Genomic DNA, 17,035 nt, shown 5'->3' on the forward strand with positions numbered 1-17,035 from the left:
GCGTCGGGGTCGAAGAAGTGCGCCACCAACCCGGCGGCACCGGCGGCACCGGCGGCATCGAGGCCTTCGGTTTCGTCTGCGATGATCTTCGCGTGCTGCCAGGACACCGCGCCCGCGGACAGGGCCTCAAACACGGGCGGCAGGGAGCAGATCCGGCGGGACTGGTCCACCAACGCGCCTGCTGCGGCGGAACTGATGGTCAGGATCCCCGCGATCTCCTCGACAACGGACACTCCGGCGTAGGTGCGGTCCTGGACCGAGACGCCCGGCGGGGTCATGGCCTTCTGGAACTCAACGGCATCGGCGGCGTCCTGGGCTTTGACCGCGGCAAGCTGCGCCTCCAGTCCGGACACGACCTCCAGCCGTTCCAGCCGGATCTCGTACCGCCGCTGCAACACATCCATGTCGGTGTGAACAGCGGCACCGTAGACCAGGCCGGCATCTTCCAGGAGCAGCGAATTGAGGGCAGCAACAGAGGCACGAACACCCTCTAACGCTGCTACCGTCCCGCTGCTGTTTCCCATACCGACATCATCCAACGACCCACTGACATTCAAACCGGAGCCATTGGCCGCCAAGGCCAACCGCAACCAACGGTGACCCAAACTCAAAAAGGCGCGTGCCGCCGTCGTACGCCTTCCCGCTGCGCAAATTCCTTCCCGCGGCGCCGAAAACGGCGCGCACGGGCTGGCCCCCGAATACAGCGCCACCAAAAACAGATAGTCAGCTTGCTTATTACTTTGCTCTTTCCTAGGCTGGAATGCGTCAGGCAATCAACTCTCGAGCGGGACCCCGCGCGCCTGAACGCCGCGTGGCCCCCTCCAGCGAGGAGGAACAATGTCAGAGCACAGCATCGCAGGCAAGAAGGTGGCATTCCTGCTGACTGACGGCGTGGAACAGGTAGAGCTCACCAGTCCCTGGCAGGCAGTGAAGGACGCCGGCGGCGAGCCCACCTTGGTGGCGCCGAAGAACGGCAAGCTGCAGGGATACAACGGCACGGAGAAGGGCGACACCTTCGACGTCGACCTCACCGTCGCTGAAGCAAACGCCTCCGACTTCGACGCGCTGGTACTTCCGGGTGGTGTGGTGAACGCTGACCACCTCCGCGTCGACAAGGACGCCCAGGCCTTCACCCGCAGCTTCTTCGAGCAGCACAAGCCGGTAGCGTCCATCTGCCATGGACCGTGGCTGCTCATCGAGGCCGGAGTCATCCGGGGCAGGAACGTCACGTCCTACTTCACGCTCGAAACCGACCTGAAGAACGCGGGCGCCAACTGGACGGACCAGGAAGTGGTGGTTGACCAGGGCCTGGTGACCAGCCGGAACCCTGATGACCTCCCGGCGTTCAACAGCAAGCTCGTGGAGGAAATCTCCGAAGGCCAGCATGCAGGGCAGACCGCCTAAAGCAAACCCCCAATGTTCCCTCAGGGGTAAAAAGAACCCATGCGGAGGAATTACTCCAACGGGTAGAGTGTTGCAATCTGCAGCGGCGCCGACCGCGCACCACTCTTAAACCACCCCTGAGGGAACACCCATGTCTACCGAAGTCTCTCCCAACGCCAGCGGACAGCCCGCTCCTGACCAAGGAATCGGCGAAGGAATCCGCCGAGGAACCCTGCCCGCCGCACCGGAGAAGATGTCCAGGGAGTCCGTAACCATCATCAGCACGCTGCTGGTGGCGACGTTTGTGGTGATCCTCAACGAGACCATCATGAATGTCGCATTGCAGCGGCTGATGGTGGACCTCCGGGTGGACGCACCCACCGTCCAGTGGCTGTCCACTGGATTCATGCTCACCATGGCCGTGGTCATCCCCACCACTGGATTCATCCTCCAGCGCCTCTCCACGAGGGCCGTTTTCATGCTTGCCATGGGCCTGTTCGCAGGTGGAACAACGCTTGCCGCGGTGGCCCCCGGGTTCGAGGTCCTGCTCCTGGCGCGCATCGTCCAGGCCGGCGGCACCGCGATTATGCTGCCGCTGCTGATGACCACCATCCTCACCCTGGTGCCGCTGGCCAAGCGCGGCGCCGTCATGGGAAACGTGAGTATTGCCATCTCGGTGGCGCCCGCCATGGGTCCCACCGTCTCCGGGCTGATCCTTGAGCATTTCACCTGGCGCTTCATGTTCGTCTTCGTCCTGCCCGTGGCCCTCGCCGCGCTGGCCATCGGCGCCAAGTACCTCACCAACGTGGGCGAGGTGGAGAAGGGCAAGCTCGACTTCCTGTCAGTGGTCCTTACCGTCCCCGCCTTCGGCGGCCTGGTGTACGGGCTGAGCCAGGTCGGCGGCGGGCACGGGGGCGAGTCAGGTCCCAACGCCGGCGCCATCGGAGCCCTGGTCGTCGGCGTCGCCGCCCTGGCGGTATTCGTCCTGCGTCAGGTCCGGCTGCAGAAGGCCGCCGCGCCGCTGCTGGATCTTCGGGCCTTCAACTTCCGGATGTTCACCGTCTCGGTCCTGCTGATGGTGGTGGCCATGATGGCGCTGTTCGGCGGGGTCATCCTGCTGCCGCTCTACCTGCAGGAAGTCCGTGGCCTTGGGTCGCTTGAGACCGGCCTTGCACTGCTCCCCGGCGGCCTGGCCATGGGCCTGCTGGGTCCTGTCATCGGCCGCGCCTTCGACAAAGTGGGCCCGTTCCCGCTCACCGTCACCGGTTCCATCCTGATGGTCGTGGCCCTTTGGCAATTTTCAATGCTCGACGCCGGCACTGCGGTTTGGTGGATCATCACCCTGCACGTGGGGCTGAGTTTCGGCCTGGCATTGCTGTTCACCCCCGCCTTTACCACCGGGCTGAACCCCCTGCCGCCGCACCTCTACTCCCATGGCTCGGCGATCATGAGCACCACGCAACAGGTGGCCGGCGCGGCCGGCACCGCACTGCTGGTCTCCATTTTCGCGGTGGTGAGCGCGGCGTCGGGACTCGTCGCCGGGATGAGCGCCGCCTTCATGACGGCAACCGTCATAGCCCTTGCCGCCGTCGTGCTTTCCGCGATGATGCGCAAGACCGAAGGTGCCGGCTCAGGACACGGCCCGGCCCACTGACCCCTGGCACCAGCCCAACTGACTCGCAGCAGTTGTCGTTTTGACGGCTCAAAACGACAACTACTGCCAGCTACATGGGTCAGCCGGCGAAGAAGTCGCTGAGTTCCTTGATCAGCTTGTCCGGGGCCTTGATGGCGCCGTCGTGGCCGAACCCGGGCAGGATGGTGTAGCTGGAGCCGGAGAGCACGTCGTGGATTTGCCCGCAGGCGATGCCGAAGTAGGCCGGGCTCTTTTCGCCGACCACGATCAGCGTCTCCAGCGGGAGTGCCTGGAACGGCTCGGCCGGCATGTCCGCGGCAATAATGGCCTTGATCTCGCGGACGCCGGTGCGCATCAGCTCGCGCTGTTGCTTTCCTTCGGTGGTGCCGGCCGTCAGCTTGTTGGCCAGCGTCAGCATGGAGAGCGGCATGCGGGAGGAGAAGGAGCCACCGGCTTCCAGGCCGCGCTGGATGACGGCGAGGGCGCGGTCATGGTCGCCGGCGGCGATGGCCCGCTCGTACTCCACGATCCAGTTGGCGGTGACGCTGCCATTCACGGAGACTGCGGGGTCGTAGACGGCCAGCCGCTCCACCGGCAGGGTCCGCGCGGCGTGCAGGGCAACCGCTCCGCCGAAGCTGTGGCCAAAGACGTCCGTGCTGGAGGTGTGCTTCATGACCGTGTCCAGGTCCCGGATGTCCACATCCAGCGTGTAATCCTCCGGCTGGGGCGACGACGAGCCGCGGCCGCGCCGGTTGAAGGTGTGCACGGGGCGGCCCAGGGCGGCGCTGAGCTTCTGGGCAAATTTGGTGTAGTCCGCGGCCGTCACCATCGAAGGCGGAACCACCACCACGCCCGAACCAGCTGAAGCCAGTTCCGCACCGGTGGAGAAGAGCTCCACAGTGCCGCCGTCGGGGGTCCTGATGTTCTCTCGCGTCATGTTCCGAGCCTAGCCGAGCAACTGGTTGCAGGCATCCCGGAACCTGTCTGGGGCCAGCCGGTCAGCCGCGGCGAACGGGGATAGCGTCAGGAGTGTCCGGGCGGGGCTTCCCGTCCGGACCTTCGTCCTTGAAGTACGCCGAGATGTCCGTCACCAGTTCCTTCACGGCCGCTGGAACGGAGCCGTGGAAGCACTTGGGGGAGAGCTGGTAGGTGCTGCGCGGCACTGCGGCGTGGAGGCGCTCCGCCGTCACCTTGTAATAGCGGGGGCTCTTCCCGCCAGCCATGAAGAGCGTACCGGCAGGCAGCACGCTGAAGTCCCGGGCGTGGTCCTTCTCGTCGTACGCCGCCCTCAGCTCTCCCACGCCGCTGGGCATGACCTGCCGGAACATCCTGTTGACCTTGGTCCGGGACAACACCGCCATCAAGCCGGCCAGGACCGGTTCCGGGATCCTGGCCATGGCCGAGCCCGGGCTGGTGGCCTTCTTCATGTGCGCCAGCGCGTGGCCCACCCTGCCGTTGTTCACGGCGTCCTCGAATCCGTCCAGCCATGCGGTGTCGATGCTGCCGTCAATGTTCACCGCCGCGTCGTACACGGCGAGCCTGTCAGGGACGAACCCGGTCCCGGTGAACTCCTGCACAGTGTTGAGGGCCACCGAACCGCCCAGGCTGTGGCCCAGGATATTCCGGGCGCCGGTGGCTTTGAGTACCGTCCGGACATCTTCGATCTCCGTGGCCATGGAGTAGTCCGCGGGCTGTTCAGAGGATTTGCCCCGGCCCCTGCGGTCGTAAACGTCCACCGCCCAGCCGTCGCCGAGGCCCTTCGCCAGCGCAATGGAGAACGGCCGGTAGATCAGGGCCGTGAGGAACGCGCCACCGATCAGCAGCACCCGCTTGTCGCCGGGCGCATCCTCGGCGCCATAGCTGTACAAAGCCAGCCTGCCGCCGTCGTGCGTTGGAAGTACCCGTTCTTTCACCCGCCCATCCTAGGGCGCAAGCCTGCGGGGAAGCTGAAAGTCCGGGCAGCCAATGCCCGGTAAACTTGATGATTGTGACTTCCCAAAACACCCCCGCGCCCAAGAATGCCCAAGAGCCCGTCGACGCCAGCGAGCAGATGCGGATCCGCATGGAAAAGCGCGCCAAACTTCTTGAGCGCGGCACGGAGGCGTACCCCGTGGGTGTGGAGCGCACGCACTCCCTCGCTGAAATCCGGGAAAAGTACGCCCATCTCGAGGCGGATGAAACCACCGGCGACATCGTGGGCGTCACCGGCCGCGTGGTCTTTGTCCGCAACACCGGAAAGCTCTGCTTCGCCACCCTGCAGGAAGGCGGCACCGACGGCAAGGGAACGCGCCTGCAGGCCATGCTGAGCCTGGCCAACGTGGGCGAGGAAGCGCTCGCCGACTGGAAGGCCCTGGTTGACCTGGGCGACCACGTCTTCATCAAGGGCGAGGTCATCTCCTCCCGCCGCGGCGAACTGTCCATCATGGCCGAGTCCTGGTCCATGGCCTCCAAGGCGCTGCGCCCGCTGCCCGTCCTGCACGCGGAACTGAACGAGGAAACCCGCGTCCGCCAGCGCTACGTTGACCTGATGGTCCGGGACGAGGCCCGCGAGATGGTCTACACCCGCGCCGCCATCACCCGCTCCATCCGCGAAACGCTGTTCCGGCACCGCTACGTGGAAGTGGAAACGCCCATCCTGAACCTGGTCCACGGCGGCGCCCTGGCGCGTCCGTTCGAGACCCACATGAACGCCTTCGACCAGAAGATGACCCTCCGCATCGCCACCGAGCTGTACCTCAAGCGCGCCGTGGTGGGCGGAATCGACCGCGTCTACGACATGGGCCGCGTGTTCCGCAACGAAGGCGTGGACTCCACCCACAGCCCCGAATTCACCACCCTTGAGTGCTACGAGGCCTGGGCGGACCAGTTCGTCATGGCCGAGCGGATCAAGGAAATCATCCTCGACGCCGCGGACGCCGTGGGTGCCGGACGCGTCCTGCAGACCGAGGCGGGGGAGATCAACCTCGACGGCGAGTGGACCTGGCTGGCCGTCTACCCCGGACTGTCCGACGCCGTTGGGCAGGAAATCACGCCGGACACGTCCGCTGAGGTGCTTAGGGAGCTTGCAGCCAAGCATGACGTCAAGGTGGACCCCAAGTGGGACGCCGAGAAGCTGGCAGTGGAGCTCTTCGGTGAAATCGTGGAGCCCACCCTCCTGAACCCCACCTTCGTCTACGACTACCCGCCCTCCGCGCAGCCGCTGGCCCGCCCGCACCGCGAGGACGGCCGCCTCATCGAAGCCTGGGACCTCATCATCGGCGGCATGGAGCGCGGCACCGCCTTCTCCGAACTGATCGACCCCGTCATCCAGCGCGAACGGCTCACCGAACAGTCCCTGCACGCCGCTGCCGGCGACGTCGAGGCCATGCAGCTTGACGAGGACTTCCTGCGCGCCCTCGAATACGGCGCTCCTCCCATGGGCGGCATCGGCCTGGGCATCGACCGGCTGGTGATGCTCTTCACCGGAGCCGGCATCCGCGAAACCATCCTGTTCCCACTGCTGAAGCCCGAAGGGCACTGACCATGGAATACGTAGCAGTCATTCTTCCCTCCCTCGTGGTGGGCCTGCTTTTCTGGTTCGCCATGAAAGCAATCTTCAACGCGGACAAGGCAGAGCGGCAGGCGGAAGCCCGCGCCCAGGCCGAAGCGGATTCCCTCCCGGTGCAGCCCACGGAGCAACCGGGTTCGGAATCCAAATAGATAAACCCCCCTGCTTTCCGGTTTTATCCCCAAGGAACCATTAGGCGCTTTGACGCGTTGCCAAGATAAGAGTCATACTTTTTTATGGGAAACATCCTGCTTTTCTGAAAACCGAACTTTCCAGCAAGAGGAAGACCTAAATGGCACAGAAAGTAAACATCATCCTCGTTGATGATCTGGATGGGGGATCCGCAGACGAGAATGTTAAGTTTGGCCTCGACGGGGTCAACTATGAGATTGACCTGTCGGCAGCCAATGCCGCTGAACTCCGGTCTTCATTGGAGAGGTTCACCACTGCCGCGCGCAAGGCATCCGGAGGCCGCGTACAGCGGACCAAGACGCCAACCGGGGGCCGCAGCCACGATTCAGCGCAAATCCGGCAATGGGCTCGGGATAACGGGTACACCGTTAACAGCCGCGGCCGAATTCAGGCCGAAATCCAGGAAGCCTACCAAAAGGCAAATTCCTAGGACTGCCTTTGGCTCCACCGAAACCCCGCTCCCGCCGCAAGGCGGGGCGGGGTTTTTCAATTCGCGGATATTGCTGCTATGGGGCGACGGGAGCTGTTGTCCATTTGACTCATTTGGGACGCTGCCGTGGCCTCTTGGCGCCCGGCAGTATTCGACGGGTTGCGGTGCCTTTGCCGGTGCCCGGGGCGGCTGCCGGTTCGCCTTGCTGGTCCCGTGTGCCGCGCTGCAACTGCCCGCGGCGGTTATTCCCGCAAGGGGCACGGTTTCCCCTGTGGCGAACACGCTCCACAACTCAGGGGCGGCCACGTAGCATCAAAGTACGTCGTAGCTAGGAGTGTGGCGAAATGTTTGAGCGATTTACGGACCGTGCCCGTCGCGTAGTTGTGCTTGCCCAAGAAGAGGCACGCATGCTGAACCACAATTACATCGGTACCGAACACATCCTCTTGGGTCTGATCCATGAGGGTGAGGGCGTTGCCGCCAAAGCTCTTGAGTCCTTGAGCATTTCGCTCGACGGCGTTCGCGAGCAGGTGCAGGAGATCATCGGGCAGGGCCAGCAGGCTCCCTCCGGTCACATCCCCTTCACCCCCCGTGCCAAGAAGGTACTGGAGCTCTCGCTGCGCGAAGCCCTCCAGCTGGGCCACAACTACATCGGCACGGAGCACATCCTGCTCGGGCTGATCCGCGAAGGTGAAGGTGTCGCTGCCCAGGTTCTGGTCAAGCTCGGCGCCGACCTCAACCGGGTCCGCCAGCAGGTCATCCAGCTCCTCTCCGGGTACCAGGGCAAGGAAACCACCGGCGCGGGCGTCGGCGGCGGGCAGCCCGAGGGCGCACCTGCCGGTTCCGTTGTCCTGGACCAGTTCGGCCGCAACCTGACCCAGGCTGCGCGCGAGAACAAGCTGGACCCGGTCATCGGCCGCGAGCAGGAAATGGAACGCGTCATGCAGGTCCTTTCCCGCCGCACCAAGAACAACCCGGTCCTCATCGGCGAGCCCGGCGTCGGCAAGACCGCCGTCGTCGAAGGCCTGGCCCAGGCGATCGTGCGGGGCGATGTCCCGGAAACCATCCGCGACAAGCAGCTGTACACCCTGGACCTCGGTTCCCTGGTGGCAGGCTCCCGCTACCGCGGTGACTTCGAGGAGCGCCTGAAGAAGGTCCTCAAGGAGATCCGCACCCGCGGCGACATCATCCTGTTCATCGACGAGATCCACACCTTGGTAGGTGCGGGTGCCGCCGAAGGCGCCATCGACGCAGCCTCGATCCTGAAGCCCATGCTGGCCCGCGGCGAGCTGCAGACCATCGGCGCCACCACCCTGGATGAGTACCGCAAGCACATCGAGAAGGACGCCGCCCTTGAGCGCCGCTTCCAGCCGATCCAGGTCAAGGAACCCTCCGTGGCGCACGCCATCGAAATCCTCAAGGGCCTGCGGGACCGGTACGAGGCACACCACCGCGTTACCATCACCGACGGCGCCCTGGCCTCCGCTGCCAGCCTGGCCGAACGCTACATCTCGGACCGCTTCCTGCCGGACAAGGCGATCGACCTGATCGACGAAGCCGGCGCCCGGCTGCGCATCCGCCGCATGACCGCTCCGCCGGAGCTCAAGGCCATGGACGAGCGCATCGCAAAGCTGAAGATGGAGAAGGAATCCGCCATCGACGCGCAGGACTTCGAAGGCGCCGCAGCGCTCCGCGACAAGGAGCAGAAGATGATCTCCGAGCGGTCGGAGAAGGAGCGGCACTGGAAGTCCGGTGGCATGGACGACATTTCCGAGGTGGATGAGGATCTCATCGCCGAGGTGCTGGCCAACTCCACCGGCATCCCCGTCTTCAAGCTGACCGAGGAAGAGTCCTCGCGCCTGCTCAAGATGGAAGACGAACTGCACAAGCGCGTGGTGGGCCAGAACGAGGCCATCAAGGCACTGTCGCAGGCCATCCGCCGCACCCGTGCCGGGCTCAAGGACCCCAAGCGTCCCGGTGGCTCGTTCATCTTCGCCGGCCCCACCGGCGTCGGCAAGACCGAACTCGCCAAGGCACTCGCGGAGTTCCTGTTCGGTGAAGAGGACGCCCTCATCACGCTGGACATGTCCGAGTACTCCGAGAAGCACACCGTTTCGCGGCTCTTCGGTGCCCCTCCGGGCTACGTGGGCTACGAAGAAGGTGGCCAGCTGACCGAGAAGGTCCGGCGCCGTCCGTTCTCCGTGGTCCTGTTCGACGAAGTGGAGAAGGCCCACGCGGACCTCTTCAACTCGCTGCTGCAGATCCTGGAAGACGGCCGCCTGACCGACTCCCAGGGCCGCGTGGTGGACTTCAAGAACACCGTGATCATCATGACCACCAACCTGGGTACCCGGGACATCTCCAAGAGCGTTGCCACCGGCTTCCAGTCCGGCACCGACACGCAGACCGGCTACAACCGCATGCGTGCCCGCGTCACGGAGGAACTCAAGCAGCACTTCCGCCCCGAGTTCCTGAACCGTGTTGACGACGTCGTGGTATTCCCGCAGCTCACCCAGGACGAGATCATCGAGATCGTGGACCTGTTCGTGACCCGCCTGGAGAAGCGCCTCAAGGACAAGGACATGGGCATCGAGCTGACCAAGGCCGCCAAGGTGCTCCTGGCAACCCGCGGCTACGATCCCGCCATGGGTGCCCGGCCGCTGCGCCGCACCATCCAGCGCGAGATCGAGGACCAGCTGTCCGAGAAGATCCTGTTCGGCGAGATCCACACCGGCGACATCGTCGTGGTGGATGTCGAAGGCGAAGGCGACGACGCGAAGTTCACCTTCGCCGGCAACGCCAAGCCCCGCATCCCGGAGATCGCCCCGAGCGTCTAAGCTCCACACCAGAAAGCCCTGCCACTCCGCAAAGGAGCGGCGGGGCTTTTTGCGTTCATCCACCTGCCCGCTTCTTCCGTGGTTGGGTCCGCTCCGGCACCAGCGCCATTTGCCGCTTGCTGCTCCTTCGTCGCTTTGACGCAAGCTACACAAATGACCCCGGCCCCTCCGCTTCACGCGAAGGCGCACCTCACGCGGGTGGCGGCGGTCAGGCATTTGTGTAGGCGCCGTCAAAGCGAGGAACGAGCAGGCGCCGGCAAATGGCTCGGCCGACGGCGCCAACCCGGCCCCGCACCCTCGACCCACGAAGCGACGGATGTGCCGTCGTCGTTCCGCCGGTAGTGAAGTGGTTGTGATGGGCGACACACCTCGGGTTGAATCAGGAGCATGGCTAACGAGAATCCGGCGATCCCGGACGAGCAACCAAGGACCCCTTTCCACGACCTCGACCACTACCTGTCCATCCCGCGGGTAAGCGGCCTGGCCCTCAGCCCGGACGGTGCCAGGCTGGTCACCACCGTCGCCACCCTGAACGGCAAGGGCACCGAGTTTGCCACCGCGTTGTGGGAGTTGGACCCGGCCGGGCAGAAACACGCCCGGCGCATCACCCGCAGCGCCAAGGGCGAGGCCGGGGCTGCTTTCGCCGCCAACGGCGACGTCTATTTCACCTCCGCGCGTCCCGACCCCGACAGCCCCGATGAAGAGCCGGTCAATGCGCTGTGGCTGCTGCCGGCCGACGGCGGGGAAGCCCGCGTTGTCCTGAGCCGGGCCGGAGGCATCAGCAGGGTGATGACGGCGAGGGGCGCCGATGCAGCATTCGTCACGGCGGAGGTCCTGGCAGGGTCCGCCGACGAGGAGGACGACGCGGAACGGCGCAAGTCCCGCAAGGACAGGAAGGTCTCCGCCATCCTGCACAGCGAATACCCGGTCCGCTACTGGGACGCCGACCTGGGCCCCGGCCAGCCGCGGATCTTCGCCGTGGAAGCCGGGGCGGACAAGGGGCCCGGCAAGCCCACAACCGTTGACGCCACTGTTCCCCTGGCACTGCGCAACCTGACGCCCGACGCCGGCCCGCGGCTCAGGGAGGCGGAGACAGTGGTCAGCCCGGACGGGAAGACCCTCTACAGCGGCTACACCAAACCCCTTGCCAAGGCGGACAGCCGCTCCATCCTGGTGGCGGTGGATGTGGCGTCCGGCAGCCTCAAGGTGCTGCTGGACCAGGAGGGAATGAGCTACTTCCCGGGTCCCGTCAGCCCGGATGGCCGCACGCTTGTGGTGGTCAGCGAGAGCGACTCCACCCCGCAACAGGCTCCAGAGATCAGGATGCACCTCCTGGACGTCTCCGGCGAGGCTGCCGGGGACACCGGACTGCAGCCCCTGGCCCACGACTGGGACCGCTGGCCCAAACCCGCGGCGTGGCTTCCGGACGGCTCCGGCATCCTGGTCACAGCGGACGACGACGGTGCATCGCCGGTTTTCCGGGTCAGCGTTCCGGCGGCTGCCGCTGAACTGGGCGTTACCCGGGTGACGCAGGACGCGGCGGCCTACACCGACGTCGTGATCTCGCCGGAGGGACGGTACGCCTATGCCCTGCGCAGCTCCTATGAATTCCCGGCGGAAGCCGTGCGGATCGACGTGGCCACGGGTGAAACCACCCGCCTGCCTGCGCCCGCCGAACGTCCGTCCTGCCCGGGCCGGCTGGAGCGGATCGCCGCCACGGCTCCGGATGGCTCCCGGGTGCCTGCCTACCTGGCCCTCCCCGACGGCGCCTCCGCGGACAAACCAGCGCCGCTGCTCCTCTGGATCCACGGCGGCCCCCTGGGGTCCTGGAATGCCTGGACCTGGCGCTGGAACCCGTGGCTCCTGACGGCAAAGGGCTACGCGGTGCTGCTGCCCGACCCGGCGCTGTCCACGGGTTACGGCCAGGCCTACATCCAGCGCGGCTGGGGCTCCTGGGGCAAGGCGCCGTTTACCGACCTCATGGCCATCACGGACGCGGCAGTGGAACGGCCCGACATCGATGGGACCCGGACCGCTGCGATGGGTGGCTCCTTCGGCGGGTACATGGCCAACTGGGTCGCGGGCAACACGGACCGGTTCAAGGCGGTGGTCACCCACGCCAGCCTTTGGGCGCTGGATCAGTTCGGACCCACCACGGATGCCTCGCAGTATTGGCTCAAGGAAATGACCGAAGAGATGGCGCTGGAGAATTCACCGCACCTGCATGCGGAGAAGATCAGTTCGCCCATGCTCGTGATCCATGGCGACAAGGACTACAGGGTGCCCATCGGCGAGGGCCTGCGGCTTTGGTACGAGCTGCTGTCCAAATCGCGGCTGGCGGCGGACCAGGACGGGCAAACCCCGCACAGGTTCCTGTACTTCCCCGACGAAAACCACTGGGTCCTCCAGCCGCAGCATGCAAAGGTCTGGTACCAGGTGGTGGAGTGGTTCCTGGCAAAGAACGTCCTGGGCCAGGACACCGAGTTGCCGACAGAACTGGGCCTGTAATTTCCCGCCAACAGGCGCAAGGCGTCGATCGCCGGGGAAGATTGCGAGGCGAAGGGGGCTGGGGCATTTACGTAGCGTGCGTCTAAGCGAGGGACGAGCGAGCACGCGGTAAATGCCGCAGTCCCCGAGCCGGAAGCCTTCGCCTCGTAGGATGGCTTTGTGACCGACTCCTTCCACATCCGCCCAGCCCGCACCAGCGACGTCCCCGCCATCAAGAAGCTGGTGGCGCCCCTGGCCGAGGAGCGCATCCTCATGGCGAAGGAGACGGTGGCGTACTACGAGAGCCTCCAGGAGTTCCGCATTGCCGAGTCCAGCGACGGCGAAATGATCGGCTGCGGTGCCCTGCACGTCATGTGGGAAGACCTCGCCGAAATCCGCACCCTCGCAGCCTCGGGGCAATGGCGCGGCAAGGGCGTGGGCCATGTCCTGGTGGAAAGTCTGCTGGAGGAGGCCCGGGCGCTCGGCGTGTCCCGGGTCTTCTGCCTTACCTTCGAGGTGGACTTCTTCAAGCGCCACGGCTTCGAGGTCATGGCGGACCAGTCGGCAGTGGATCCGGATGTGTATTCGGAGCTTCTGCGCTCGCACGACGAAGGTGTGGCCGAATTCCTGGACCTCGCGCGCGTCAAGCCGAACACCCTTGGGAACACCCGCATGATCCGCACCCTTTAGGGGCTCAGTCCGGAAGGGGATGGCACGCCCCTGTTGGCTTTATTCGAATTGATGGATAAACTTCTTGAGGCCGGGATGTGGGGGGCCTCAGGAAAGGGACAGTCATTGGGGGCTGTCCCTTTGCTGCGTCCGGGATCAGACGCAGTGGGAAGCGGCCGGAAAACCCGGGCCCCAGGAACCTACCGCCAGCTGCGATCCCGGTAGTAGGGTCGGAAACACATCCTTCAGGAGCACAGCCAGGAGCACCGCCATGAAGAAACTCATCAACGATCCCAAATCCGTTGTCCAGGAAGCTGTCCAGGGTTTTGGCCTGGCCCACGCCGGCCTGGTCACCGTCAGCGAAGACCCTATCTACGTCACGCGCAAGGACGCGCCGGTGGCCGGCAAGGTGGGGCTGGTTTCAGGCGGCGGCAGTGGCCACGAACCGCTGCACGCCGGCTACGTGGGGCGGGGCATGCTCGACGCTGCCGTGCCCGGGGCGGTGTTCACCTCACCTACGCCGGACCAGATCCTTCCCGCCACCCTCGCAGTCAACTCAGGTGCCGGCGTCGTGCATATCGTTAAGAACTACACCGGCGACGTCCTGAACTTCGAGACCGCCGCCGAGTTGGCCGAGGCGGAGGGCGTGAGCGTCCGCACCGTGCTGGTCAACGACGACGTTGCCGTGGAGGACTCGCTGTACACCGCCGGCCGCCGGGGGGTGGGCGGCACAGTGCTCGTGGAGAAAATCGCCGGCGCCGCTGCCGAGCGCGGAGATGACCTCGATACCGTGGCCGCCATCGGCGAACGGGTCAACGCCAATGTCAGGACCATGGGCGTTGCGCTTTCGGCCTGCACGGTGCCGCACGCAGGCACGCCAAGTTTCGACCTTGCCGAGGACGAGATCGAGATCGGCATCGGCATCCACGGCGAACCCGGCAGGCACCGGATCCCCATGGAAAACGCGGACAACATCACCAACCGCCTGCTGGAACCCGTCCTCGCCGATCTGAAGGTCGCGTCCGGTGACAAAGTGCTGCTGTTCGTCAACGGCATGGGCGGCACCCCGCTAAGCGAGCTCTACATCGTGTACCGGCGGGCGGTGCAGGTGCTGGCCGACGCAGGCGCCACGGTGGAACGCTCGCTGGTGGGCAACTACATCACCGCGCTGGAGATGCAGGGCTGTTCCATCTCGGTCCTCCGGCTCGATGACGAGCTCACGGAACTGTGGGACGCCCCCGTGCACACCCCCGCCCTGCGCTGGGGCGTGTAGCCGTGGTGCTGGATGCCAACTGGGCCGTCAAGTGGCTGACCCTGTGCGCGCAGGCCATGGCTGAACACCGCGTTGAACTCATCGAACTTGACCGCGCCATCGGCGACTCGGACCACGGCGAGAACATGGACCGCGGCTTCCAGGCGGTCCTTGCCAAGCTCGGCGAATCCACGCCCGAAACACCGGGGGCGGCGCTGAAGATGACCGCCATGACCCTGATGTCCAAGGTGGGCGGCGCTGCCGGCCCCCTTTACGGAACAGCGTTCCTTCGCGCCGCCACCGCGCTGGGTGATTCCGCCGAGATCGATCCCACCGCCTGGGCCAACGCCCTGGAGGCGGCCCGGGACGGCATCGTGGCGCGGGGCAAAGCGGAGTCCGGGGACAAGACCATGGTGGATGCATGGACGCCGGCAGTTGATGCTGCCCGGGCGGCAGCCGACGGCAGCGGCACGGACGTCCTCAGCGTCCTGGTGGCCGCCGCCGAGGCCGCCGAGGCGGGGGCTGTGTCCACCGACCCCATGGTGGCGCGGAAAGGCCGAGCCAGCTACCTTGGCGAACGCAGTGCAGGCCACCGGGACCCGGGAGCAGTGTCCAGCGCGCTGATCCTGCGCGCCGCCGTCGGGGCGGCTGCGTGACCGTCAGCATCGTTGTGGTGTCCCATAGCGAAAAAATTGCCGACGGCGCCGTGGAGCTTGCCGCCCAGATGGCACCTGACGTGATGATCCTGCCGGCAGGCGGCACCGACGACGGCAGGATCGGTACCAGCCTGGAAAAGGTGCTCGCCGCACTGGAAAAGGCGGGCGAACACGCCGGGGAACAGGCTGGCGGAGAATCTTCAGGGCAGGCCGGCGGGGATGGCACCGGGGTAACTGGCACGGTGATCCTCACGGACCTGGGATCAGCCGTGATGACCGCGGAATCGGCGCTCGAGTTCCTGGAAAGTCCGGCAGGCGTCCTGCTCGCAGACGCCCCGCTGGTGGAAGGCCTGGTGGCCGCGGCCGTCGCCGCGCAGGGGGGAGCGGACGTGCGCGCGGTCCTTAAGGCGGCCGAAGGCGTGCGGGGTCCGGCGCACGAACCGGAGCCGGGCGGGGCGGAAGCCGGACAAGAGCCTGTCAGCAGCGCCCCACCGGACTCCACTGGCGACTTCGAGTTGGTGAACCAGGCCGGCATGCATGCCCGGCCTGCTGCCAAAGTTGCAGGTGGCCTGGCCTCACTTGATGCTGAAGTCACCATCAACGGCGTGGATGGCGCGTCCATGACCGGGTTGATGACCCTGGGTGCCGGCAAGGGCACTGTGCTGCATGTGGAAGCGTGGGGCGTGGACGCGGAACGGGCGGTGGAGTACGTTGGCGGCCTGGTGGAGGCCGGCTTCGGCGAGCCCTGAGCTCCCTGGCCGTTCCTGGGAATAAGCTCGATGGCATGGAACGGCCGCTTGCAGACAACACCCAGGAGATCGAAGTGCTGGACGGCCAACTCTCCGTGGAGGAACTGCTGGCTGAACTGGGCTTCAACTGGAGCGCTGGACCGGTGGGCAGCGGCCCCGCGGCTGGAGCTTCCGAGGACGGAACCTTCACCCAGCCCGCGCTTTTCTAGCCCCGCGCCTTTTGGGACGCCGGCTGCTGGTGCAGCCCCTCGGCATCCAGGGTGAGTGATGCCGACAGGAACTTCCCGCACTGCTCACCGAACGGATACAGCGCCTGCGGGCGGAACTCCAGGGTGCGGGCAGGAAGCGCTGTGCCGTCAGGAACCGTCCCGGAAGCGGTCACCGTCATGGGTGATTCCGTCAGGGTCTCCAGCATCAGCGTCGCCACCTTGGTGCCGTCGGGAGAAGACGTAGCCGAACAGGCGCCCTCTTGCGTGCATCCTTGGTCAACGGAGGAGCTGCCGGGCCGCAGTTCGACGTCGGCCTCTTTGCAGGTGCCGTCCTGGCAGGCCCGCAGGTGGAGCGTACGCACATGCGAGGAATAGTCAGCGGTGACTGTCACTGTGACAGCGGTGGCTTGGGCAATTGCCGGGCAGGCGCTGCCGACGGGGCCGCAGGCGGAAATGAGCGTTGTGGCCACCACCAGTGCCACCACGAGTCCGGCCTTGTGCATGCCTTCAGGCTACGCGCCACCGTGACGGTCAGCCCATTGGGAAAATGCCGATGAACCAGAACGAAGCGACGGCGAAGACAGCGAAAAACGCGATCAGAAAGCCCATGGCCGTACGCGGCTCCGAGGACACCTGGAGCGATTCATTGGGGTTCACCGGGTTGTAGGCCACTTCGATCAGCGAACCCGGCACGGGCTGCTCCACGTCGGAGATTTCGGACTTGCCCATGAAGAGGGTGCCTCGCGGATCGGTGAACTGGTACGTGGGGAAGTAGCGCAGGTTCCGGCTGGAACCGCCCACGCCGCTGGTCCAGCCGGTTGCACTGCCGGTCACGGTTGCCTCCGCCTTGGGCCAGGACGCCATCTGTTGTTCCTGCCGCTTGGTCCGGCGCGACGCATGGAGCAGCGAAAATATCGCCGCGGCAACAAACAGCGCCCAGACGATGTACAGGATGGTCTTCATGGCTTCCCCCGGTTCCGGTCACCAAGAA

The 17,035-nt window shown here is 65.7% G+C and carries 16 protein-coding genes and 1 pseudogene; 12 read left to right on the forward strand and 5 right to left on the reverse strand.

Features of this window, described 5'->3' with window-relative positions; genetic code table 11:
- A pseudogene (locus tag ACTHQS_RS17375) lies at positions 1-524 on the reverse strand (HNH endonuclease signature motif containing protein); the annotation flags it as partial.
- A gap of 313 nt (positions 525-837) precedes the next feature.
- On the opposite strand from ACTHQS_RS17375, the gene ACTHQS_RS17380 reads away from it, so the two are divergent.
- Together ACTHQS_RS17380 and ACTHQS_RS17385 are read left to right on the forward strand one after the other, a co-directional pair.
- Entirely contained in the window at positions 838-1,404 is a 567-nt protein-coding gene (locus ACTHQS_RS17380; protein WP_440171406.1) for a type 1 glutamine amidotransferase domain-containing protein, read from the forward strand.
- A 130-nt stretch (positions 1,405-1,534) separates the two neighbouring features.
- On the forward strand, positions 1,535-3,037 hold the full coding sequence (locus ACTHQS_RS17385; RefSeq protein ID WP_440171408.1) for a DHA2 family efflux MFS transporter permease subunit: 1,503 nt from the start codon (positions 1,535-1,537) through the stop codon (positions 3,035-3,037).
- Positions 3,038-3,116: 79 nt separating this feature from the next.
- Here the strand turns inward: ACTHQS_RS17385 and ACTHQS_RS17390 are convergent, their stop codons facing one another.
- Positions 3,117-3,953: an alpha/beta fold hydrolase gene (locus ACTHQS_RS17390; protein WP_440171410.1), complete on the reverse strand. Its 837-nt coding sequence runs from the start codon at positions 3,951-3,953 to the stop codon at positions 3,117-3,119.
- A gap of 61 nt (positions 3,954-4,014) precedes the next feature.
- Positions 4,015-4,929, reverse strand: a complete 915-nt coding sequence (locus ACTHQS_RS17395; RefSeq protein ID WP_440171412.1) for an alpha/beta fold hydrolase — start codon at positions 4,927-4,929, stop codon at positions 4,015-4,017.
- Between the two features lie 68 nt (positions 4,930-4,997).
- Between ACTHQS_RS17395 and lysS the strand changes: the two genes are divergently transcribed.
- The 10 genes from lysS to ACTHQS_RS17445 all read left to right on the forward strand — a co-directional run bounded on the left by lysS (position 4,998) and on the right by ACTHQS_RS17445 (position 16,044).
- On the forward strand, positions 4,998-6,536 hold the full coding sequence (lysS, locus tag ACTHQS_RS17400) for a lysine--tRNA ligase (protein WP_440171414.1): 1,539 nt from the start codon (positions 4,998-5,000) through the stop codon (positions 6,534-6,536).
- Positions 6,537-6,538: 2 nt separating this feature from the next.
- Positions 6,539-6,715 (forward strand): hypothetical protein, encoded by a 177-nt coding sequence (locus tag ACTHQS_RS17405; RefSeq protein ID WP_307492758.1) that lies wholly within the window; start codon positions 6,539-6,541, stop codon positions 6,713-6,715.
- 140 nt (positions 6,716-6,855) lie between these two features.
- The gene (locus tag ACTHQS_RS17410; RefSeq protein WP_440171416.1) at positions 6,856-7,185 is read left to right on the forward strand and encodes a histone-like nucleoid-structuring protein Lsr2; all 330 of its coding nucleotides are present in this window, start codon (positions 6,856-6,858) and stop codon (positions 7,183-7,185) included.
- Positions 7,186-7,529: 344 nt separating this feature from the next.
- Positions 7,530-10,022 (forward strand): ATP-dependent Clp protease ATP-binding subunit, encoded by a 2,493-nt coding sequence (locus ACTHQS_RS17415; RefSeq protein ID WP_440171418.1) that lies wholly within the window; start codon positions 7,530-7,532, stop codon positions 10,020-10,022.
- Positions 10,023-10,409: 387 nt separating this feature from the next.
- Positions 10,410-12,530, forward strand: coding sequence for a prolyl oligopeptidase family serine peptidase (locus ACTHQS_RS17420; protein ID WP_440171420.1), 2,121 nt, complete (start codon positions 10,410-10,412; stop codon positions 12,528-12,530).
- Positions 12,531-12,689: 159 nt separating this feature from the next.
- On the forward strand, positions 12,690-13,199 hold the full coding sequence (locus ACTHQS_RS17425; protein ID WP_440171422.1) for an amino-acid N-acetyltransferase: 510 nt from the start codon (positions 12,690-12,692) through the stop codon (positions 13,197-13,199).
- A gap of 250 nt (positions 13,200-13,449) precedes the next feature.
- Complete coding sequence (gene dhaK, locus ACTHQS_RS17430) at positions 13,450-14,451, forward strand: dihydroxyacetone kinase subunit DhaK (RefSeq protein ID WP_440171424.1); 1,002 nt, start codon at positions 13,450-13,452, stop codon at positions 14,449-14,451.
- Positions 14,452-14,453: 2 nt separating this feature from the next.
- Complete coding sequence (dhaL, locus tag ACTHQS_RS17435; RefSeq protein ID WP_440171426.1) at positions 14,454-15,086, forward strand: dihydroxyacetone kinase subunit DhaL; 633 nt, start codon at positions 14,454-14,456, stop codon at positions 15,084-15,086.
- Positions 15,083-15,835 (forward strand): HPr family phosphocarrier protein, encoded by a 753-nt coding sequence (locus ACTHQS_RS17440; protein WP_440171428.1) that lies wholly within the window; start codon positions 15,083-15,085, stop codon positions 15,833-15,835. The genes dhaL and ACTHQS_RS17440 overlap by 4 nt, the downstream gene beginning before the upstream one ends.
- A 35-nt stretch (positions 15,836-15,870) precedes the next feature.
- Complete coding sequence (locus tag ACTHQS_RS17445; protein WP_440171429.1) at positions 15,871-16,044, forward strand: hypothetical protein; 174 nt, start codon at positions 15,871-15,873, stop codon at positions 16,042-16,044.
- On the opposite strand, the gene ACTHQS_RS17450 is transcribed toward ACTHQS_RS17445, so the two are convergent.
- Together ACTHQS_RS17450 and ACTHQS_RS17455 are read right to left on the reverse strand one after the other, a co-directional pair.
- Positions 16,041-16,547 carry a hypothetical protein gene (locus tag ACTHQS_RS17450; RefSeq protein ID WP_440171431.1) on the reverse strand — a complete coding sequence of 169 codons (507 nt, stop codon included), beginning with the start codon at positions 16,545-16,547 and terminating at the stop codon, positions 16,041-16,043. The two genes, ACTHQS_RS17445 and ACTHQS_RS17450, sit on opposite strands and share 4 nt — an antisense overlap.
- A gap of 28 nt (positions 16,548-16,575) precedes the next feature.
- Entirely contained in the window at positions 16,576-17,007 is a 432-nt protein-coding gene (locus tag ACTHQS_RS17455; protein WP_440171433.1) for a DUF3592 domain-containing protein, read from the reverse strand.
- Positions 17,008-17,035: the final 28 nt, after the last annotated feature.

Source organism: Arthrobacter sp. SAFR-044 (genome assembly GCF_051965175.1).
GTDB lineage: Bacteria > Actinomycetota > Actinomycetes > Actinomycetales > Micrococcaceae > Arthrobacter.